Here is a 21,413-nt window from a genome sequence, read left to right as displayed (position 1 = left end):
TAAAAGTATGGATCAGCAGGTGCCTTTTTCATTCGCAAAACGTCAGGGTGTTATCGTCGACAGTGACGGTCCTGACGGTGCTCGAATTTTGTATCGAGCCGATGCTGATTTAATGGCTATCCAAGAAACACAACGTTTTATTGCCACAGTCTTGCCGCTAGCGTTAGTCAGTGACAGTGATTTTTCGGATGCCCTTAATCGTGCTTATCAGGTCGACTCAGAAGAGACCATGCAAATGGTTGAAGGTTTAGGCGACAACATGGATCTATCCAGTCTCGCTGATGCTTTACCGGAAACGACCGACCTCATGGATCAGGTTGATGACGCTCCGATCATTCGTTTAATTAATGCGATCTTAACGGAAGCGGTGCGCGAAAACGCTTCCGACATTCATATCGAAACCTTTGAAAAACGGCTGTCAATTCGCTTTCGTGTCGATGGCGTGTTGCGTGAAGTGGTACAACCTAAGCGTGCGTTGGCGCCATTATTAATTTCCCGTATTAAGGTCATGTCAAAGTTAGACATTGCTGAAAAACGTTTGCCGCAAGATGGTCGTATCTCACTGCGTGTAGCCGGTCGTGAAGTAGATTTACGTGTCTCGACTATTCCAGCAAATCATGGCGAACGGATTGTATTGCGCTTGCTTGATAAAAAGGCTGGCCGACTGGACTTAGCTCACCTAGGGTTGGCGAGTGCCGATTTAACTAAGTTTGAAAATCTAATTTCTCGGCCGCATGGCATTATTTTGGTCACCGGCCCAACAGGCTCAGGTAAAACCACCAGCCTTTATGCTGCTTTGCAATCGCTGAATAGTCATATTCGGAACATCATGACGGTTGAAGACCCGATTGAATATGGCTTGCCAGGTATCGGCCAGACTCAGGTTAATAGCAAGGTTGATATGACCTTTGCTCGAGGCTTGCGAGCAATTTTACGACAGGATCCTGATGTCGTTATGATCGGTGAAATTCGTGATAGCGAAACGGCAGAAATTGCCGTGCAAGCCAGTTTAACAGGTCACCTCGTGTTGAGTACGCTGCATACTAACTCTGCCGTCGGTGCGGTGACGCGATTGCAAGATATGGGGATTGAACCTTTCTTATTGGCTTCCAGTCTAATTGGTCTGGTGTCTCAACGGCTGGTGCGAACTCTATGCCCAGACTGCAAGATGGCGCATTTACCGGATGAAAGCGAGCGTACTTTTTTGGATTTAGCAGAGCATAACCAACAGCCTATTTATAAAGCGGTTGGTTGTTCAGAATGTAAAGGCAGTGGTTTTCGAGGCCGTATCGGCGTTTATGAATTAATTCAAATTGATGATACCTTGCGTCAGCTTATTCAAAGCCAAGCTGGCGACATTGAATTAGAAAACTATGCGCGTCAGCATGCGCATTCAATTATCGACGATGGTAAAAGTAAAATCCTGCAGGGCCTCACTACCATCGAAGAGGTGTTACGTGTTAATCGGAGTTACTGATCATGGCTGCGTTTGAATTTGTCGCTTTAGATGCCTCTGGTAAAAAGCAAAAAGGCATATTAGAAGGCGACAGTGCACGTCAAGTTCGTCAGCAACTGCGAGAGAAGGGTTGGTTGGTTGAGCAGGTGCACATTAGCCAAAAACGTAATCGGCAGCCATTACTCACTCTGTTTACACCCAAACTTTCGGTATCGGAATTAGCATTGGTGACGCGTCAATTGGCGACATTGGTAAGTTCCGGAATGCCGCTTGAAGAATGCCTCAAGGCAGTGGCAGAGCAGTCTGAAAAAAACAGAACTCGTTCGCTTATATTAAGTGTCCGCGCCAAAGTGTTAGAAGGCTACAGCTTGGCAGCTGCAATAAAAGAATACCCACGTTCTTTCTCCACACTGTATCAAGCAACGGTTAACGCTGGTGAGCACAGCGGCCATTTAGATCAGGTAATGAACCGTTTAGCGGACTATATGGAAGAGCAACAGCGTATCCAAAAACAAATTCAAATGGCCAGTATTTATCCGGTTATTTTAACTCTGGTCGCGCTCTCCATTGTGGCGTTCTTATTGAACTCAGTAGTGCCGGATATTGTCGGCGTCTTCGTTTCAACGGGTCAGGATTTACCCACGCCAACACGAGTATTACTCGCTGTCAGTGCTTTTACCGAACGTTATTGGGGGCTAATTCTGTTTGCCATCGTGCTTATAATTGCGGCGGCAGTACAGTTTAACCGTAAACCTGAACGTCGCATTAAAACCCATCGGCTCTACTTGAAATTACCACTGATACGACGAGTCAGTTTGGGTTTTAATACCGCACGATTCATTGGCACGGTAGCCATGCTGTCATCGAGTGGCGTGCCATTAGTTGAAGCGATGCGTATTGCGACGCAAGTTATTTCTAATTTAGCGATTCAACAAAAGGTGGCAGCTGCCGCGATTATGGTCAGTGAAGGGCAATCTTTATATAAAGCGCTTTCAGAAGCCGGTTATTTTAGGCCGATGATGCTGCATATGATTGCCAGCGGTGAAGCCAGTGGCGAATTAGACAGCATGTTACAGAAGACAGCGGATGCAGAAGAGCGTTCGGTACAGGATTTGATTTCAACGGTTTTAGGTTTATTTGAACCGTTGATGATTTTAATCATGGGGGCAATTGTATTGTTGATCGTATTAGCGATTGTATTGCCTATTATGCAAATGAACTCTATGGCAGGTTAAGAAAAGGTAAGGATGGATATTTCAGTGATAGATAAAAACAGTACAACAAAACAACGTGGTTTTACGCTGATTGAGCTGATGGTGGTATTGGTTATTCTCGGCATCATTATGGGATTAGTTGTACCTAATGTCGTCGGCCGCGGCGATGAGGCTCGAGTGACAGCAGCACAGACAGACATTAAAACCATTTCTCAGGCACTTGAGATGTATCGTCTACACAACTCGGCATACCCTTCAACGGATCAGGGCTTAGAAGCATTAGTCAGCCAGCCGAGTGGTTCACCTGAGGCTAGAAATTGGCGTGGTCCTTATTTGCCAAAAACACCGATGGATCCATGGGATTATGAATACGGCTACATTAATGAGTCTGGTGTACCTGAAATCATCTCTTACGGTGCCGACAATAGCGCTGGCGGCGAAGGTGTGAACGCCGATATTTCTTCTTCCGATTTATAAGCTTAATCGGTATGAAAAGAACTGCGCCACAGACTGGCTTTACGCTGATTGAATTAATGATGGTGGTGTTAATCATCGCCATCGGCGCAGCGACTGTTCGGCTTATCGTACCGCAGTCAGACCCATTAGATCAGGCTGAAAAGATCGCCCAGCAGTTCCAGCATTGGTTTACACAGCAGCAAGAGCAGTCATTGATGAGCCACGAAGACTTAGGCCTGTATTTTTTGCAGTCTGAAATAATCAGCCTCACCTGGCGGCAGGGCGATCGATCAGCTGGTGAGGCTGCCATTGTTTGGCAAGTTGTCGATCAACTTTCTTACGGCCATGACATCGAGTCGCTCGAATTTGAATTACTGCTGGATATTGAATCCAATAATTGGCAGTCGTTACGCAATGCGGTTTCTGATCATGAAACCATCACACCGCACGTTATTTTATTTGCATCCGAAGAATATCAGCCTTCTTTTCTATTTCGAATTTCCCAACAGAGCTATACGGATGAATTCATTGAGTTAACCGCCGACGGTTATAATCGAATGGAGTTGAATCGTGTATCGCGCTAGCCGAGGCTTTACCTTAGTCGAGCTAATGATTGCGCTGTTTATTTTTGCGCTGCTGGCTTCGACAATTACCTTGACCAACATTCAATCTCTACGTACCGCGCGGCAGTTGGATGAACAATTGCAAGGTCGCTGGGTGAATCAAAATGTGCTCACCGAAATGCGTTTAGCAGAAAGTTTTCCTCGCTCAGGCAGTACCGATCGTGAGTATGAATATAACGGTCAAACCTGGTTGGTTGATATCGAAGTTCAGGTTGAAGACTCAGAGCTACTCGGCAGCTATTTACGTCATGTCGAATTGTCCTCTCGTGTGCTTGGTCAACAGCAGTATGTTGATACCTTACGCGCAACGCTGGGTAAGGTTATCAGCCTATGAAACAGCAGACGGGCTTAACTCTGGTTGAATTACTTATTTCTCTTGCCATCGGCTCAATTATTGCGCTTGGAACACTTCGTCTGTTCAACAGCAGCGTCACAACCCGTGATAATTTGGGTGTACACGCTGAAGAGCTAAGTCAGTTAGCCCGTGCAATGTCAGTGATTGAACGCGACTTTTTACAGCTCGCACCAACTCGCTCGGTCAAAGATGCGTTCGATGAGTATCAATTAGCGTTGACTTTAGACTATGAAGGATTAGTGCTGACCCGTAATGGTTGGGCGACCAGTCGGGTAATGAGCTATGAGCGTTCATCGTTACAGCGTGTACGCTATACCTTGGTAGAAAACGGCGCAGAGCAGTGCCCTTGGCAAGAGCCTGAAGATGACGAAGTTTTAGACTGTTTAGTGCGAAGTTATCGTGCGCATCTAGATGATGACGGCTCATTAGATTGGTCAAATCAACTGTTACTGCGACCTGTTTCTGAATTGCAATGGCGTTTTTGGGTTTATAGCACGGCAACGCAATCGTTCGATTATCAAACTGAGCCACCGGTTCTCGACGCAACTACCGGCCAATTAACCGGCGTAACAACGGCTGTCGAATGGGTGCTGACCACTGGCATACAGAATCAACAGCACACTCGCTTATTTCGAGTGCCATCAATTGAATTGCCAAGCGAGGCTCAATAATGCGCACGAAACAAGGCGGTTTTGTATTGATACAGGTAATGTTGGTGTTTGCGATACTAATCATTGTCGCGGCAAAAATGCAGTACGAGCAACGCATTCAGATTGAACGCGTATCACAACAACTCTTTGTCAGTCAGGCGCAAAGCTACATTGAAAGCGCAGAAGATGTTGCAATGGTTGGCCTCTATGTTGATAGCCAATACAGTACAACCGATCACCTCTATGAACTGTGGAATACCACGAACAGTATCTTTCCACCATCGCCTGGTTGGTTATTAAGCTCTCAGCTGCATGATTTACAAGGACGATTTAATGTAAATTGGTTAGCTCAGAGTAGCCCAGATCGAGATAGCTCATTAAAAGCACTGCAGCGATTATTGCTATTGCTTGAGCTTGAAGAGGACATTGCCGAAGAGCTGTATAACTGGTTTTCTTCAGAGTCAGATTCATCGTTAAGTTACGCTTACGAGCAACCTGCCTATGCGGCATCGAAGCGAGAAATGGCCGATTTATCGGAATTACTGCTATTAAAAGCCGTATCGTTTGATGGATACCAAACATTAACGCCTTATCTGAGTGCGTTACCGGCAGATAGCTCATTAAATATTAATACGGCTCCTGCGTTAGTTATTCAGAGTATTGCTGCCTTTATTGATGAGTCTTCAGCCGAAGGGTTAGTTGAGAGCCGTGGTGAAGAAGGCTTCAGCTCGGTGGATGATTTTTTGTCGGCAAGTATCTTTCGGCAGAACAATGATACAAGCAAATACCTAAACCAATTGTCGGTCAGTTCCTCTTGGTTTGAACTGTACAGTGAAGCCTCGTATGGCTCGCGTTTACTTAACTGTACAACTTTGTTATACCGTGACAACGACAGTGGTCAGGCGACTGTTTTTGGGCGTAATCAGTCTCTTAATGAACCCAACCCCATTGCAGACGATCCCGTTTACATCGGTACCTATACTGAACTGCCGATAGAAGAAGAGTAGAGCATTGATGAGTATCCAATTAACACTTAAGTGGACCAATGAAGGAGATATCCTCTGGGCATGGCACTTAACGCCGCAGCGACTCAACGCACAATTACAGCAAGGCTCGCTCGATCAATTAGCGCATGACAAGCGGCGGAAAAATTTCGATCAGGTTGAATGTCGGCTTTATCTACCCGCACTCTGGTTTTCAACCATCAGTATCCAAGTTCCTAGCGCGATAAAAAAACTCAGTCCAGATGCACTGAAGTTTGCCTGTGAGGATGCCTTGGCACAATCGGTAGAGGAACTTCACCTTATTCCATTGGGTAAGCCTGAACAGGGGCAATTGCGCGTTTTAGTGAGCCAGACAGCTCAGTTAACCGAGGTGTTAGCGTCGCTAGAATCTGAAGGTTTTCTTGTTGCCGAGGCCTATTCAGAGCATGAACTGCTGGCTGCCGATGATGCTAATGAGCTCACCATCCAACTCGATGAGCAGCAGGTGCGTCTATGTTACCAAGCCGAAGCGCATCAAATTCACAGTCAGGGTTTTTCAGAATGGTTTGATTTATGGGCACAACAACATCAGCTAGCAAGCGATCAGACTATTGTGATTCATAGTGACAGTGCCGAAGGGCCTGCAAAAATATTAGCCAACGAGTTACAAGCCAGTGGTTATCAGGTTGATTGGCGCAATCGGTCCTATAACGGTCAATGGCTGTTATCGCTGCGAGCTCATCAATCATCATTGAATATCTTGCAAGGTGCCTTTAGACCAAAGCGACAAAGCAACTCATGGCGTCCCTGGTTACCAGTCAGCCTAGCTGCATGCGTGACAATGTTGTTGCTGCTGATTATGGCTTTATTAACTAACCAACAACTTAAGCGCCAGGTTGATCAAACATGGGCGGCCAGTGAAGCGGTGTTTTTACAGGTCTTTGGTGCGCAAAAACGTATACAGCGCCCGCTTATGGTTCGAGAAATGCGAGCCTTAGCCGCAGGCAATACTGGCATTGCAGAACAGCATTCGTCTGCGCTCGGAATTTTAAACGACCTTGCAACGGCATCTGGTTCTGCACTGATGGAAGATTTTCGTTTTAATGCGCAACGTAACGAAGCGCTGTTTACTCTATTGGTGAGCGAAGGGTCGAGCAGTGAGGCGTATCAGCTGTTTGAACAGCTTAATTCACATTTAGATGAGCAGGGTTATGAGGTTTCTTATTCTGCGAATCAAGATAACGATCAAATTCGAGCGCGTTTTAAAGCGGTAAAGGGAGGCGCGTAGCGATGTTTCAAGACACTCTAAACCAATTAACAGAGCGTTGGCAGCAACTATCGGCGCGAGATCAGCTGGCGTTAAAATGGCTTTCTGGCTTGCTTGTGGTTGCTATTTTGGTTTTTGGCCTTATTTCTCCGTTACATCGGCTGCTGGCAGGCCATAAGGCCAATTTAACGGCGGCGCAGCAAACTTACCAAGAATTAACCCGATTAGCGCCTTTAGCGATGTCTAATAATGCGAATGTCGCAGTTTCCGCGACGACCGATCTAAACAGCGAAGTACGTAAACAGGCCGCCGTGAATGGTTTTGATATTCAACGCTTTGAACCGGATGGCAACAATCTGAAAGTCTGGTTAGAGGAGGCAGCTTTTAGTGCTGTCATTGCCTGGTTAGCAAGTTTAGAAGAGCGGGGCATTGCTCACACCGATTTGGTGGTCGATCAGGGCGCTAAGTCTGGCTATGTTGATGTTCGCGTGACATTACTGCCTTAGGCTATGGTTAGTATGATTTTTTATGGCCTCCATGAGAACTGCTATGAACTCGCTGTGTCTATGGCTGGTTAGATAACTTTTTAATGATTAAGACGCGTGCCTAGAGGCACAACTAAGGATAATAGATGAGTTTTGATTACGATTTACTGGTCATTGGTGCAGGTTCCGGTGGTGTTAGAGCAGCACGAGTTTCAGCTCAATTAGGCGCCAAGGTTGCGGTGGTTGAGTCTCGCGATCTTGGAGGTACTTGCGTTAATGTCGGTTGCGTACCGAAAAAGCTGTTTGTCTATGCCTCTGAATACGGCCAGCATTTCAAAGATGCGCAGGGTTTTGGCTACACTGTAGATGGTACGCCTCGATTTGATTGGGTTAAGCTGCGTGATAACAAAACCAATGAAATTAAACGCTTAAATGGTATTTACCAGAATCTATTAGAGAACAATAACGTCGAGATCCTATATGGCAGCGCCCAGTTTGAGTCGGCGCATCAGGTGCGTATTGGTGATCGTTCCGTCAGTGCTGAGAAAATCCTTATCGCTACTGGCAGCTGGCCTTTTAAACCAGACATTGCTGGTGCTGAGCATATCGTAACGTCAAACGAGTTTTTCTATCTGGAATCCTTACCAGAACGCATGATCGTGCTCGGCGGTGGTTACATTGCGGTTGAATTTGCCGGTATTTTGAATGGTCTAGGTATCGAAACGCATCTGGTTTACCGCGGCGATAAGCTGTTACGTGGCTTTGATCGTGGTGTGCGAGACTTTGTCTCTGAGCAACTGGAGTTAACCGGTATTCAGGTTCATTACGGTGAAAATATTGAGCAGGTAGAAAAGGATGCATCCGGTGTGCTGAAAGCCCACCTAACCAGCGGTAACGTACTTGAGGCGGGCACCATTATTGCAGCAACAGGTCGCAAGCCGTTGGTTGAACCATTGAACCTAGATGCCGCTGGTGTTGCGTTGACCAGCAAAGGCAGTATTGCTGTGAATGATCAGTATCAAACTAATGTTGCCAATATTTACGCCGTTGGCGATGTCATTGATCGTGCCCAGCTGACGCCTGTAGCGATTGCCGAGGGTATGTACCTTGCGAATCACCTATTTGGCGAAACACCCAAATACAGCGTTAACTATGATCTGATTCCTACCGCAGTCTTCTGTCAGCCTAATATCGGAACGGTTGGCCTTACCGAAGATGAAGCCGCAGCGAAGTATGATCGCGTCGAGGTGTACGAAAGCATTTTCCGGCCGATGAAAAACACGCTGTCAGGCAGTTCACAACGCATGCTAATGAAGCTATTGGTTGATACCGAGACCGATAAAGTGATTGGCTGCCATATGGTTGGCTCAGACGCCGGTGAGATTATTCAGGGGATTGGTGTTGCGATGCAAGCTGGTGCTACCAAGAGTGATTTCGATAACACCGTAGCCATTCATCCTACTGCCGCCGAGGAGTTTGTCACCATGGGCTCTGTTAGCCGTGTTATTGGTCGTAAGACGGACTGATGCTCGAGTGGTCATGCAACATTGCCGTTTCGTTGTTATCGCAGCCAGTGGCTGCCGATGGCATAAGGGCGTGATCTGTGCATAAGCCGACGCTAGATGCCACCATTCAGCTATCTATAGCTCAAAAGCTAGAAGGTATGCTCGGATATTTAGCATGGGCTGTGGTGTGTTATTTAACCTTAAGTGCTCATCCTATCGAGTCCAGCAAAGGGGTTGTGCGATTATTTTTAATTGCCGCGGCCCTGTTGCTGGCAATTTATTTTTTCTATCTGACCACGCGAGATCAGCCTTATAACAAGGCTCGCTACCGGCCGTTTAAGAATAATCAGCAGTTAGTTCGGCGATTAGGTTTTATCGGTCAGTTAGCTATGGTTGTGCTAATTCGTTGGCATAGCGATCCAGGTGTAACAGCGGACATCCTTATTTCTGTGGCACTGGCGGCACAGGTGCCGATCTGCTTTGGTCAGTTTCATTCTATGCTCATCATCATAGCTTTGATGGCTATCGATTACTGCTTACACCTTAAAGCAGGAACAGAGGATGCCTTTTTTGTTTCTGCCATGGGTGGGGCGCTCCAATTACTGACGATCCGAATCGCGCTGCGTATTATTCAAGAAAAGGCGGCTTACGAGCAGATTGCAGGGCTGAACAAAGAGTTGGTTGCCATGCAGGAGCTATTGAAGCAATCGACGGAACAGAGCGAACGGCTTAGAATATCGCGTGATTTACACGATGGCTTAGGTCATGGTTTATCTGCGCTTATTTTAAAACTGCAATATTTAACCTATACCGCTAAAGAGCCAGCTATTCAGCAAACTGTGCAGCAGGCGTATCAGATGTCGCGTCAACTGATGCAAGATGTGCGTGAAACCGTCGGGCACATGCGTGAGAAAACCGAACTAAACCTTAAAGAAGCGCTGGAAGCACTGATAACGCAAACCCCCAACTTAAAATCGCAACTGCATTACGATGCCGACGTACACATTCAGGACTATCGGATCGCTGAGGTGTTGTTTCGATGTGTGCAAGAATCTATAACTAACACCCTGAAGCATACCAATGCCGATACACTGTCGATTGTCTTGCGTGAAGAAGATGAACATCTGATATTACAGATTGAAGATAATGGCGTTGGTGCCAGCGAATTCCAACTGGGCAATGGCCTAAAGGGCATGCAAGAGCGGGTTGACGCGATTGGTGGCCAGTGTGAGTTTACGCTGGATAATCATTTTATATTGAGAATCCTTATTCCTTCTTAACAAACAGGTGGGTCATGACTGTTACAACAACACCAATTAATATCATGCTGGTCGATGACCAAAACTTAGTTCGTGAAGGCATTAAGTCGTTACTGAACCTTACTGACCATATTCGCACCGTGGCTGAAGCTTCTGATGGTATAGAAGCACTAGAGATTATCGCGCAACAAGAGCTGGATGTGATCCTCATGGATATCAGAATGCCACGACTGGATGGCATTGAAACGTTGCAGCGTATGAGCCAACAGACTATTCAAGTGCCGGTGATTATACTCACCACCTTTGATGATCATGATCTGGTGCTCAATGGTATTCGCTCTGGTGCAAAAGGCTTTTTGCTAAAGGACGTGTCATTAGAGTCGTTGGTCGAAGCTATCGAAACCGTTAATCGGGGCGATACGCTCATTCAACCAGCGGTAACCGAACGACTGATCAAAGGCTTTGATGACCTAAAAGGTAAGGTCGAAAGTAAGGTTGAAGACGAACCTATAGAGGCTCCGCTATCTAAGCGAGAAATAGAGATTTTACGGCTGTTGGCTGGCGGCTATTCCAATAAAGAGATCTCTCGGGCCATCTTTAAATCCGAAGGGACTATCAAAAACCATGTCTCAAATATTCTGTTTAAGCTGAAAGTGCGCGATCGAACCCGTGCCGTGCTTAGAGCGATAGAACAGGGAATTATTTGATCTATCGTCTACGTTGTAGTCATAATAACGCTATTTTAAACTTCGAATAGGTTTTTTATGGCTCGCCCTCGATATCGCATTAGCAGTCAGGATTGGCTGGATTGCTTAGATTGGTTTGAATATCAAACTCATCAACGGCAGTGGTTGCTCCAGCCAGAACATCCAATCCATGAAATGGGTATTAGCTCGATTCAACAGTCAATTGCTCAATGGCGACAGGTTGAAAAACCAACCAATGAAATGCTCAGAAAGTTGCAGCAGCTGTTAGATCATTCGATTACCGAAGAAGATCGCGCTCGTTATCGCAAGGCACTATCAGCAAAAAAACGTCGACGTCGAGAACAGCGCTTACAAATCAAACCGGTAAACATTACTTTAACGACCGAGGCACATCGGGATCTGGTGGAATACAAAAAGCTTACCGGCATCAAAACCTTAAGTGAAGCGGTAGAATCCGGGCTCAAGTCGGCGCTGTACGAGTTGAATAAGCAAAAAGAAAATGAACAAAGCCAGCAACTATTCACGCAGCTGTCACGCTACACTCCGAAGGAATTAACGAAGTACACACTACGATACCTAAATTGCTGTACTCAACAGCGCACCTTGGCGAACTCCTGCAAGATTGCTTTCGACCTGTTCAAGCAGTCACCGAACCGTAACAGTGCTCAGCTATTAATTGAACGACTGGTTGAAGACCTGGTCTGGAATAATGTCCATCTCGGGGTAACTGTCGAATCGTTAAATTTATCAGGCAGCTAACGGAACTCTTTTTGTTTTAGTGGGCCATATTGAATACTGGTCGTATGAAGGGTCGCATTGCTATATAAAAACATAAAATACGCAGAAACGGTTGAGATCTTTAAATATTGGTCAACCAAAATGCGTAGAGGTGCACAGATAATGCGAATCAAATCTATTTTTGGTTGACCAAAGGCTTGATATTAACAACGTTAGGCTATAAATTAAGCCTCAGCTGAGTCCTTCATAGACCCTCTATGATTGATGAGGAGGCGGTTTTTAGAGGTATCGAACAGCAGCGCAAGTTGCTAGCGACTACCTTGATCGTCGAATAGATAGATTTACTTGCGTAACAGCACATCACTATGCATAGTGAATGTGTACAGCAATTAGACAGTACAACTATAAAAACAAACAACGTCATAGCTAATAAATAAGCAACATAGTGACAAAAGTATTAACCGAAACCAACAAGCATAAAAGGGTTATAACTATGAAAAAGCTACTAAAAACCGTCGTAGCGGCGGCTAGTGTTATCGCAGCAGCATCAACCTTTGCTGCAGACTATCCAACCAAGAATATTCGACTCATTGTTCCTTTTGGTGCAGGTGGCGGTACTGACGCGGTTGGCCGTACCATCGCTAACAGCACTAAAGATATTTTGGGTAAAAACATTACGGTCATGAACCGAACCGGTGGTTCTGGTGCCGTTGGTATGAGCTTTGGTGCTCAGCAACGTCCAGATGGCTATACGCTAACTGTTGTTACCCGTGAAATTGCATCGTTACCGCAAATGGGTCTAATGCAGCATTCTGCTGATGATTTTGAATTAATTCGTCTAGTTAACCTCGACCCTGCAGTGGTTTTGGTTTCTGCGAGCAGCCCATACAACAGCATTAGCGACCTAATCAACGATGCTAAAGCCAATCCTGGTTCAGTTAAATTTGCCTCTACAGCAGCGCCTAACTTTTACCTAATGGCCTTAGAAAAAGACCAAGGCATTAAACTGAATGCTATTCCATACAATGGTGCTTCAGAAGCAATTCCTGCCGTATTAGGTGGTCATACAGCAGTGACTATGGTAACTCCAGGTGAAGCGATTTCTCAGCTACGTTCAGGTCAGCTAAAAGCGCTAGGCGTTATGTCTAAAGAGCGTACTGCGATGATTCCTGATGTACCAACGTTGATCGAGCAGGGCGTTAACGTAACGTCTGGTACTTGGCGTGGTATTGGCGCACCTAAAGGTACGCCTGCTGATGTCATTGAAACGCTAGGCAAGGCTTTTGATGAAGCGATGGCTTCTAAAGAGTTTAAAGACTTCATGGCCAAAGGCGCGATGACGATCCACAACATGAACGCAGCGGAATTCACTGAGTTCGTTAAAGAAGATACACAAGCACTGGGTGCACTTGTTAAATAATTTCTGATTAATAACAGGTTCTAAACCCATGGTTGGCGAGCATCGGCTTGCCAACCTTTATCTTCGTAATCAACGAATTTCTCAAGGTGTCTTTCTATTATGTTAAATAGAGAAGTTGTCTTTCCCGTTATCGTCATAGTGTTGTGCGCTGTTGTACTGGCACTGATTCCCCAGTTTGAAGTGCCGTTATATCAACAAGACGCCAGCGTTGGTGCGAAATTTTTCCCTTCAGTTATTATTTTGGCACAGCTGGTTATCTGCATTGCCTTAATTGTTCAACATCTGATGAAAAAGCATCGAAGCCAATTAGACGAATCTGAAACTACCCCTATTGTCTCACTCATGTCATTGATGGGCCTATTGTTCTTAATAGGGTATGCGATTCTTATTTCATTTGTTGGTTATTTGCCTGCAAGCCTTCTTAGCTTTACTGCCTACCTTGCTTGCTTAAGGGTGACTAAACCACTTTATTATTTAATCGCATGGCTGTTTGTTTTTGGCATCTACTTTTTGTTTGCCAAGGTATTCTTCATTTCCCTTCCGACCGGCATTTTTTATTAAGGGGCCTGTATGTTTGAGTATTTATTAGGTGGTCTCGCCACCGCCTTTAGCCTGTCTGTATTGCCTGTTTTAATATTTGGTGTAGTAGGGGGCGTCATTCTCGGCGCATTACCTGGCCTCACAGCAACCATGGGGGTTGCTATTTTATTGCCCTTTACCTTCGGTATGGAAGCGACCCCAGCATTGGTGATGCTGATTGGTGTTTATATTGGCGGAATTTATGGTGGCTCAATAGCCGCGATTCTTTTGAAAACACCCGGCACACCGGCTTCGGCTGCATCGGTACTGGATGGCTATGCGATGACCCTTAAAGGGCAAGCGGCCAGAGCCTTAAGTATTTCTGCAGTGGCTTCGTTCATTGGTGGTATTACCAGTACCATTATTTTGATCTGCATTGCACCATTGCTGGCTAAGTTTGCATTGCGCTTTAACGCTCCAGAGTACTTTGCCTTGGCGTTATTTGGCTTAACCATTATTGCCAGTGTGGCATCAAAAAATATTCTAAAAGGCTTACTTGCCGGCACCATCGGTTTGTTTGTATCGACGATAGGTTTAGATCCTATCAGCAGCGTACCGCGCTTCACCTTTGGCATTTTAGATCTATACAGTGGTATTAATGTTATCCCTGTATTGATTGGGTTATTTGCGATTTCTGAGGCGCTTAGCCAATTAGAGAAGCTGTTTAACAACATTAAGGCGTCGAATAACTTTAGTTATAAGTTATTAAGCTTTAATGATTTGAAAAAGATGCTGCCGACTTCATTAAAAAGTGCGTTGTTCGGCACCGCTATTGGCTCAGTTCCGGGCGCAGGCGCGGATATATCAGCATTTGTTTGCTATAACGAGGCCAAACGAGTTTCGAAAAATCCTGATGAATTTGGTCAAGGCTCGGTAGAAGGCTTGGCCTCTGCAGAATCCGGTAATAACGGGGTCACAGGCGGCTCATTAGTTCCGCTGTTAACCTTAGGCGTACCGGGTGATGCCGTTGCTGCGGTATTGCTTGGTGCCTTAATCATTCAAGGTTTAACCCCTGGGCCGTTATTATTTACCCAGAACCCTGAAATTGTATATGGCATTTTCAGCTCGATGCTTGTCGGTAATATCGTCATGTTGTTGGTCGGTTTGTTAGGTATCCGATTCTTCTGCAAGATCACCGAAGTGCCGAAAATATTGATGATTCCTATCATTATTTTCTTATCTATCGTCGGCGCCTATGCGATTAACAATTCAATGTTCGATGTCGGTATCGCTATATTTTTTGGCGTGCTCGGCTTCTTACTTTCTAAGATGGATATACCATCATCGCCGATTTTATTAGCGATTATTCTCGGCCCGATGGCAGAGCAGAATTTAAGAAAATCGTTATTGATGTTTGAGGGTAGTTGGTCGTTTTTATACGAAAGGCCGATCGCATTAGCCTTTATTGTCTTGGCAATACTGTCGGTTGTTTCTACCGTTCGTAGAAACAATAAGGCTAAAAAGCTTGCCGCCGAGGCATCCTAATTAAAAACTGAAACTAAAAAAGAGGCGTTAAGCCTCTTTTTTTTTGTATTTAATATAGTGACTGCTGAATTAAACCTTGCGACCTTTACCACTGGCGGCACGTTTTTTATCTTCAGACTGTACGTACACCACATCGGTGGTTGCCATACTGGCATGACCTAAATCTTCAGATACATCTTTCATATCTCGGCCTCGCTCAATTTCCATACTGGCTCCGGTGTGTCGTAACCAGTGAGATGAAGACTCTTTTAATTGCTGTGCTTCTTCAATACCTTGCTGTTTTTTCATCCGTTCAAAAGCTTGGTCAAAAATCTCTTGAATCAGCCTGGTTAACTGTCTTGCTGTTGGGCTGCCAGGACCTCGTAGTTTATAAATGATAGGTGTTGCTTCATTGCTGGCGGGTAACGCCGGTAAATTTTGCGACAATCGGTAACGCTTTAAATAAACCAAGTAATCATCCGGTACGGTCACATCACGAATTTTGCGACCCTTACCATAAATCTTTAACCACCAGTTGCCGTCATGGTCTTTCCAGAAATCTCCCATTTTCGGGTTCCATGCTTCGCGATCAGATAACTCTGAAATACGTAAAAACAATGTCTTAAGCGTAATAATTAAAAACAGGTTACGCTCATAGTAGGCGTCAGAATCGGCCAAATCGATACAGGTGGTTAATACATATTCCCACTGTGCTTCAGAAAGTCGTTTGGTTTTTTTCACTTGGCTGTCTTTGATGAAATAGCGGCAGTCTTTTTTGGCAATCGGCACTGGATTACCATACAGGAATTCTTCTTCGGTAAGATGCTTAAAAAAGGCGTTAATGGCCGTGAACATTGCAGACAAGGATTGTTGCGATGGCCGATACTTAGATTTATCCGGTTTTAGGTTGGAGCCTTTGGCAACAGATACCCTGTACGGCAACCATTTTTTATTGATGACAAAATAACCATTATCCAAAACAAAGCGATCGTAATTGCTAAACGTCATCCAAGTTTTAGGCGGCTGCCAAAAAAAATCGGCGTACTCTAAAATATCATTTTTTCGTAACGCATCTAACGGTTGCTGTTTAATTAGGAACAACCACAACAATAGCTTTTCAATTTCACTGCGAAAACGAACAAAGGTATGTTCAGATTTATTGCGACGGATGTAGGCTAAAAAGTCGAAAGCGTACTGCCAGTTTTCTTTTTTCCACGCGCTGTCCAACGCCTCAGAAATCCCGGGGTAATCTCTTAGGTCAAAATCGACCATTTCATCAGCTTTCGGGAATAGGGGCGTTGGTTTTGGTGTGGCCATATGAGTTGCAGTGGTTGCTGTTTGAATTGAAATTATTGATCAGCGCCGATGGCAATGCAATCGGCAACTTAAGCGCGGTTTCGTTGTGTCGAGCTAAACAACCAATTAAACAGCGCTTAATCGTAATGGACGTCGCTTAAACATAAATTTAGCCAGCACACAGACCAAATAGATTGCGCCAGCCAAAATAACAGTGCTTGAACCGGTTGGCAGTTCTAATACATAGCTCAATACCAATCCTAAACTGGTAATACAGCCACACAACAACGCTGCTACAACGACTAATGTTTTCATGCGCTTTGCAAACAAGCCTGCGATAGCCGGCGGTAGCGTTAGCAGCGCGATCACCATGACGATACCAACCAACGAAATCATCAAAATGACTGTTAGTGAAACTAATAAAATTAAAAAACTTTCAAACAGTACAATATTAATATTGCGAGTTTTAGCGAACTCTTTATCGAATGAAACCGCGACAAACTGGTTGAAAAAGACTAAGCAGCAGAGGGTAATAAAACCATTTAGAGCTGCAATCATGATGAGATTAGTTTTGGAAATTAGCAGAATATTACCGAACAGATAACTCATTGGATCGATATAACCCGGCGTTAAATAGATAAAAACCATGCCAATGGACATGCCAATCGACCAGGTTGCACCAATGATGGTATCGATACGAGCGTGGCTAAAACTGGTTGCTAGGCTAATAATAATGCCGGAAAACAACGCAAAGATAACAGCGCCGCCGAGTGGTGAAATTAAGGTAAAGCCAAACAGCGTGCTTAAGTACAGCGCCATGCCAATACCGCCTAAAGCTGTATGGCTGACGGCTCCGGCAATGTAGGTCATACGTTTAACGACAACAAAGGATCCGATAATGCCAAATGGAATACTCGAAAGCAGACCCGCAAATAGAGCATAACGAATAAAGGGGACATTGGGGTTTGCCAGTGCCGCAAAGAACTCACTCATAGCGTGTGCTCCTCTGTTTTGGTGGTGTTAACTAATGGCATTGGCGTGTTGTTTTGTATCAATGATAGGGGTTCGTAAGAATCCAGTTGGCAATAGTGGTCGCTGATTGAAAGTTCACGAAGGGTTTTATTAACCAAAAAGAGTCGATTGACGAGGTTATTCAAAAAGCCTGTGTCATGAGTGACCAATAATACTGTAATTGATTGGCTCAAATCGCTAATTAACGACTTAAGCTGATCACTGCTTTCTTGGTCGATATTTGCGGTTGGTTCATCTAATAGCAGAACCTCTTTAGGCGAAACTAGAGCGCGAGCAATAAGCATGCGTTGCATCTGGCCACCGGAAAGGTCGGCCACCGAGCGGTTTTTTAATGCCTCAAGGCTAACGTATTGTAATGCTTGCATAGCAGCGTCTTTATCGGCTTTAGAGTAAAAGCCAAAGGGCTTTATTAGGCCAGTCAATACCACATCGAATACCGTCATCGGGAATTGTTTATCGAACTTTGCGTATTGCGGCACATAGCTGATCAGCTGTGCGCTTTCTGAAAGGGCACGACAACGACCATTTAATTCAATTACGCCAGACTCGGGTTTTAATAAGCCCGCAATAAGGCGTAGTAATGTTGTTTTACCGCCGCCATTAGGGCCAACGAAGGCTGCGATTTCATTTTTGCGAACAGAGAAACCGATATCCGATAACACTGTCTGTTGCTTGTTGTAAGAAAAGCTGACCTTGTCAGCTTTAATGTGGATATCGGTCATGGTGCTAGTTAAACGCCTTCTCTATTTCTTCTGCAATATGCGTCAGGTTATTAATGTAATCAGGATCAAGGGGCGTCAATGTTACCACAGCACCATCAATCGCTTTAGCAATAGAACGAGCAGAGTTTTGAGAAAACTCAGGTTGAACAAAAATAATTTTAACATTCTGTTCCTTTGCTTCTTCGATGATGTGCTCTAGCGCCGAAGGAGAGGGCTCTTTGCCACCGGTTTCAATAGCCGCCTGCTTAAGACCGTAATCGTCTGTGAAATAGCCCATCGATGGATGATAAACAAATAGCGTCTGGCCTTTAAAAGGTGCAAGTGTTGTGCTGAGTTTGGCATCCAGCTCATCTAGTTCAGAGATTAGCGCTTTTAAGCCTTGGCTATAAACGGCTTTGCCAGCAGGGTCTGCATTTACCAGCGCGTTATAGATGGTTTGAGCCTGTACTTTCACTAGGCGAGGCGATAGCCAAATGTGTGGATCTTCTCCGCCTTCTTCGTGGTGATGATCATCGTGATCGTCTTCATGATGAGCCTCGTTGTGGTGCTCATGTTCGTCATGGTCACCTTCATGATCGGCGTCGTGGTATTCGTGTTCATCATCGTGATGGTGAGGCTCAGTCATAATGCGGCGCTGAATACCGGCTGCAGTATCGACAATGGTAAGCTCGGGTAATGTTTGCTTAATGGTTGGTATAAAGGCTTTTTCAAACGGAACACCAATAGTAAATAGAATATCGGTAGAACCAAGCTCTAAAACTTGGCGAGGGGTCGGTTCATAAGTAGCAGGGCCTTTACCTGGGCTGACTAATACGCTGACATCTACACGGTCACCGCCGATTTTTTCGACAAAGTAGCTCTGTGGCAAGATGCTGGTATACACCTTAACTTGAGCCTCAGCAGCCAGCAGGGCTGCAGGCAATAAGGCAGAAGCTACGATGGCTACAACCTTGGTATGAAAAGACAATAATGTATTCAACAGGGTTTTCCTTATATCTCAGTGCGTCATTGGGCTTAGCTGAAGGTTTTAATTGTGTTCACAGGCCAAGTGAACCGATTGGCAATCATCGCACCGCTCTACGGCGTGATGTGCAGTAAAGTCCTGCCAGTGGTCTTGTTGGCAGCTATTCAACACGCCGACCCCGTTACAAACCGGGCAAACATTGTTGAGTGCTTTGAAGACCGCATTGCGGATAAATTCAGACTTATTAGGAATGTTTTTAAGCTGCTCGGACATGCGCTTGTCGGCTTTAAATGTGACAACCTGTTCTTTCATGCTTTGCCCCTCCGGTCTAAAGCTGTGAATGTGTTGATTTAGCAATTGCTGTTGCTAGGTAATACTTAGTAATACCTAGCTGGCGCAAGCATAGTGAAAATGATTCTCGACTGTCAATATCAGAACCGATTAGGCGGCGCTTAATTATGTAAAGTGTTGTTGCAATAGCTATTTAAGCAGATTAAGCAGAAGGTAAGGAGACATCCTGAAGTGCAGCGATAAAGGTTTTCTCCGTCTCGGTCATCGGGGCTGACTCTGCACGAGCAATGACATAATCAAATTCAATGGTAGGTTCAAAGGGCTTAATAACCACGCCGTTGTTGAGCCAAGTTGTTGCAGCAAAGGGCTCTATAATCGCGACAGCTAAGTTTTGTGCAACCATGCTGTAGCCAGTATGAGAGCTTTGAATACCGATTCTATCGCTGTAATGAATGCCAGCCTCGTTCAATGTTTTAGTGACTCGCTGCCAATTAACAAAACCCGCAGGCAGTATTTTTAAAATCTCTTCACCAACGAGGTCATCTGCCGTGATTAGCGGTTTTTCAACCAGCGGATGGCTATGATGCAGGGCGCAGACATGAGCACAGGTTCGCCAGTGGATCTGTTCAATACCCGGAACGTCAGGGAAGGCGGTGGTAATACCTAAATTCGCCATATGAGTTTTAAGCCGATGCACCACTTCGGTAGAGGATAAGCTTTCTATTAATAGGCTAACGTTTGGGTACTGCACCCGAAATCGTTGAACAGCATCAGGACAAACGTAAGTAGAAAGCGCGGGTGTGGCGCAAATTTTTAAATCCGATGGTCGTTGGGTGCGAATTTTATCGGCAACATCTTCTAACTGTTCAAAGCCGATATAAAATTGATCGACACCCTGATAGAACTGCATCGCTTCTTGCGTTGGCACCAACCGCCCTTTGATTCGATCAAACAATTTAAACTTTAAATAATATTCTAAATCACTGATCAACCGGCTGATCGCAGGCTGGCTTACCGCCATAGAATTGGCTGCGCCAGTCATCGTTCCTGTCACCATAACGTATCTAAACGCTTCTATTTGTCGGTATCGAATCATAATGTTCTGCCTATTGCTCCAACGGGAAACAGCCTTATAAGGCAACTTATTTGGCTATGGGTTTCTTCATGCTATCAGTTTAGGTTATGAGCTCATGATTACTTATAATTGGATGTGATTGCAATCCTTTGTCAGTATCAGATCTATAAATCTGGTCGAGCAAAGGTTTGTTATGTCATCAAGGAAACTAAGAATCGTCTTATCCGGTTACGGCAGTTGGCTGAGAGCGCCAGTGAATCCATCGACGGTCGTTATAGAGAACCTGAAGTTACGTGACTGGCCAGATTTAGATATTCGGTTTGTTCATATGGCGGTCGACTCAGAGCAGCTTTATGTGTCAATGAACCGAGTGATAAGAGAGTTCCAGCCCGATGCCTGGGTCGGTATTGGCGTTTCTGGGCGAACCGACGCTATACAGCTTGAAACACTGGCTATCAATAAACGTCACTTTATTGAAGTTCCAGATGTGAATGGCTTTATTGCCGATCAGTTGAGAGTTTTTGAGCAAGGCCCGTTGGCATTAGAAGCCAACTTTCCGAGTAGCTTATTAGTAGAAAAACTTAATCAAGCTGGCTTCGCTGCCAAACTTTCTTTCTCCGCCGGAACGCATCTGTGTAATCAGATGCTGTATACCGGCAACTATTTAGCTCAAAAATTAAATCAAGAAAACCAACAACTACAAAAAATGCTCTGCGGTTTTGTTCATATTCCTTTTATCGAACCACCAAAGGGTGACGCATTAAACTATATCGATACGCCTAAAACCATGGACGAACAGACACTGACCGATGCCGTTGCGCTGTTGGTTAGTGAGCTACACAAACAGCTTCAGGTGAATAAGGTGGAATAAT

At 45.0% G+C, this 21,413-nt stretch carries 23 protein-coding genes; 17 read left to right on the top strand and 6 right to left on the bottom strand.

Annotation, left to right across the window (positions count from 1 at the left end):
* Positions 1-7 precede the first annotated feature (7 nt).
* The 16 genes from gspE (at position 8) to FME95_RS02695 (ending at position 15,182) form a co-directional block, all read left to right on the top strand.
* On the top strand, positions 8-1,477 hold the full coding sequence (gene gspE / locus FME95_RS02770) for a type II secretion system ATPase GspE (protein ID WP_147712910.1): 1,470 nt from the start codon (positions 8-10) through the stop codon (positions 1,475-1,477).
* A gap of 2 nt (positions 1,478-1,479) precedes the next feature.
* The gene (gspF, locus tag FME95_RS02765; protein ID WP_147712909.1) at positions 1,480-2,691 is read left to right on the top strand and encodes a type II secretion system inner membrane protein GspF; all 1,212 of its coding nucleotides are present in this window, start codon (positions 1,480-1,482) and stop codon (positions 2,689-2,691) included.
* Between the two features lie 24 nt (positions 2,692-2,715).
* Entirely contained in the window at positions 2,716-3,147 is a 432-nt protein-coding gene (gene gspG / locus FME95_RS02760) for a type II secretion system major pseudopilin GspG (protein WP_281289359.1), read from the top strand.
* Positions 3,148-3,158: 11 nt separating this feature from the next.
* Entirely contained in the window at positions 3,159-3,710 is a 552-nt protein-coding gene (locus FME95_RS02755; RefSeq protein WP_147712907.1) for a prepilin-type N-terminal cleavage/methylation domain-containing protein, read from the top strand.
* Entirely contained in the window at positions 3,697-4,083 is a 387-nt protein-coding gene (locus tag FME95_RS02750; protein ID WP_147712906.1) for a prepilin-type N-terminal cleavage/methylation domain-containing protein, read from the top strand. Before FME95_RS02755 ends, FME95_RS02750 begins: the two co-directional genes overlap by 14 nt.
* On the top strand, positions 4,080-4,775 hold the full coding sequence (gene gspJ / locus FME95_RS02745; protein ID WP_147712905.1) for a type II secretion system minor pseudopilin GspJ: 696 nt from the start codon (positions 4,080-4,082) through the stop codon (positions 4,773-4,775). Before FME95_RS02750 ends, gspJ begins: the two co-directional genes overlap by 4 nt.
* A complete protein-coding gene (gene gspK / locus FME95_RS02740; RefSeq protein WP_147712904.1) occupies positions 4,775-5,761 on the top strand; it encodes a type II secretion system minor pseudopilin GspK in 987 nt (328 codons plus the stop codon). The genes gspJ and gspK overlap by 1 nt, the downstream gene beginning before the upstream one ends.
* Positions 5,762-5,768: 7 nt before the next feature.
* Positions 5,769-7,025 (top strand): type II secretion system protein GspL, encoded by a 1,257-nt coding sequence (gene gspL, locus FME95_RS02735; RefSeq protein WP_147712903.1) that lies wholly within the window; start codon positions 5,769-5,771, stop codon positions 7,023-7,025.
* Positions 7,026-7,027: 2 nt separating this feature from the next.
* Positions 7,028-7,510 (top strand): type II secretion system protein GspM, encoded by a 483-nt coding sequence (gene gspM / locus FME95_RS02730; protein WP_147712902.1) that lies wholly within the window; start codon positions 7,028-7,030, stop codon positions 7,508-7,510.
* A 125-nt stretch (positions 7,511-7,635) separates the two neighbouring features.
* Positions 7,636-9,015 carry a glutathione-disulfide reductase gene (gorA, locus tag FME95_RS02725; protein WP_147712901.1) on the top strand — a complete coding sequence of 460 codons (1,380 nt, stop codon included), beginning with the start codon at positions 7,636-7,638 and terminating at the stop codon, positions 9,013-9,015.
* Positions 9,016-9,092: 77 nt separating this feature from the next.
* On the top strand, positions 9,093-10,274 hold the full coding sequence (locus tag FME95_RS02720) for a sensor histidine kinase (protein ID WP_147712900.1): 1,182 nt from the start codon (positions 9,093-9,095) through the stop codon (positions 10,272-10,274).
* Positions 10,275-10,288: 14 nt separating this feature from the next.
* The gene (locus FME95_RS02715) at positions 10,289-10,960 is read left to right on the top strand and encodes a response regulator (protein WP_222709894.1); all 672 of its coding nucleotides are present in this window, start codon (positions 10,289-10,291) and stop codon (positions 10,958-10,960) included.
* 57 nt (positions 10,961-11,017) lie between these two features.
* The gene (locus tag FME95_RS02710; RefSeq protein WP_147712899.1) at positions 11,018-11,719 is read left to right on the top strand and encodes a hypothetical protein; all 702 of its coding nucleotides are present in this window, start codon (positions 11,018-11,020) and stop codon (positions 11,717-11,719) included.
* 472 nt (positions 11,720-12,191) lie between these two features.
* The gene (locus tag FME95_RS02705) at positions 12,192-13,118 is read left to right on the top strand and encodes a tripartite tricarboxylate transporter substrate binding protein (protein ID WP_147712898.1); all 927 of its coding nucleotides are present in this window, start codon (positions 12,192-12,194) and stop codon (positions 13,116-13,118) included.
* A 99-nt stretch (positions 13,119-13,217) separates the two neighbouring features.
* Positions 13,218-13,679: a tripartite tricarboxylate transporter TctB family protein gene (locus FME95_RS02700; RefSeq protein WP_147712897.1), complete on the top strand. Its 462-nt coding sequence runs from the start codon at positions 13,218-13,220 to the stop codon at positions 13,677-13,679.
* 9 nt (positions 13,680-13,688) lie between these two features.
* Positions 13,689-15,182 (top strand): tripartite tricarboxylate transporter permease, encoded by a 1,494-nt coding sequence (locus FME95_RS02695; protein ID WP_147712896.1) that lies wholly within the window; start codon positions 13,689-13,691, stop codon positions 15,180-15,182.
* A 69-nt stretch (positions 15,183-15,251) separates the two neighbouring features.
* Here the strand turns inward: FME95_RS02695 and FME95_RS02690 are convergent, their stop codons facing one another.
* From FME95_RS02690 to FME95_RS02665, 6 genes are all read right to left on the bottom strand, one after another.
* Complete coding sequence (locus FME95_RS02690) at positions 15,252-16,478, bottom strand: tyrosine-type recombinase/integrase (protein ID WP_147712895.1); 1,227 nt, start codon at positions 16,476-16,478, stop codon at positions 15,252-15,254.
* A gap of 105 nt (positions 16,479-16,583) precedes the next feature.
* Positions 16,584-17,450, bottom strand: coding sequence for a metal ABC transporter permease (locus FME95_RS02685; RefSeq protein ID WP_147712894.1), 867 nt, complete (start codon positions 17,448-17,450; stop codon positions 16,584-16,586).
* Complete coding sequence (locus tag FME95_RS02680) at positions 17,447-18,211, bottom strand: metal ABC transporter ATP-binding protein (protein ID WP_147712893.1); 765 nt, start codon at positions 18,209-18,211, stop codon at positions 17,447-17,449. Before FME95_RS02680 ends, FME95_RS02685 begins: the two co-directional genes overlap by 4 nt.
* 4 nt (positions 18,212-18,215) lie before the next feature.
* Entirely contained in the window at positions 18,216-19,190 is a 975-nt protein-coding gene (locus FME95_RS02675; RefSeq protein ID WP_187265420.1) for a metal ABC transporter solute-binding protein, Zn/Mn family, read from the bottom strand.
* 48 nt (positions 19,191-19,238) lie between these two features.
* Positions 19,239-19,487, bottom strand: coding sequence for a CopG family transcriptional regulator (locus FME95_RS02670; RefSeq protein WP_147712891.1), 249 nt, complete (start codon positions 19,485-19,487; stop codon positions 19,239-19,241).
* Between the two features lie 181 nt (positions 19,488-19,668).
* The gene (locus FME95_RS02665) at positions 19,669-20,562 is read right to left on the bottom strand and encodes a LysR substrate-binding domain-containing protein (protein ID WP_147712890.1); all 894 of its coding nucleotides are present in this window, start codon (positions 20,560-20,562) and stop codon (positions 19,669-19,671) included.
* A 172-nt stretch (positions 20,563-20,734) separates the two neighbouring features.
* On the opposite strand from FME95_RS02665, the gene FME95_RS02660 reads away from it, so the two are divergent.
* Complete coding sequence (locus FME95_RS02660; protein WP_147712889.1) at positions 20,735-21,412, top strand: pyroglutamyl-peptidase I; 678 nt, start codon at positions 20,735-20,737, stop codon at positions 21,410-21,412.
* Position 21,413 lies beyond the last annotated feature (1 nt).

The sequence above is a fragment of the Reinekea thalattae genome, assembly GCF_008041945.1.
GTDB classification, from domain to species: Bacteria; Pseudomonadota; Gammaproteobacteria; order Pseudomonadales; family Natronospirillaceae; genus Reinekea; species Reinekea thalattae.
Note: the sequence above shows the minus strand (reverse complement) of the source record. Positions and strands in the feature narration are given on the sequence as shown.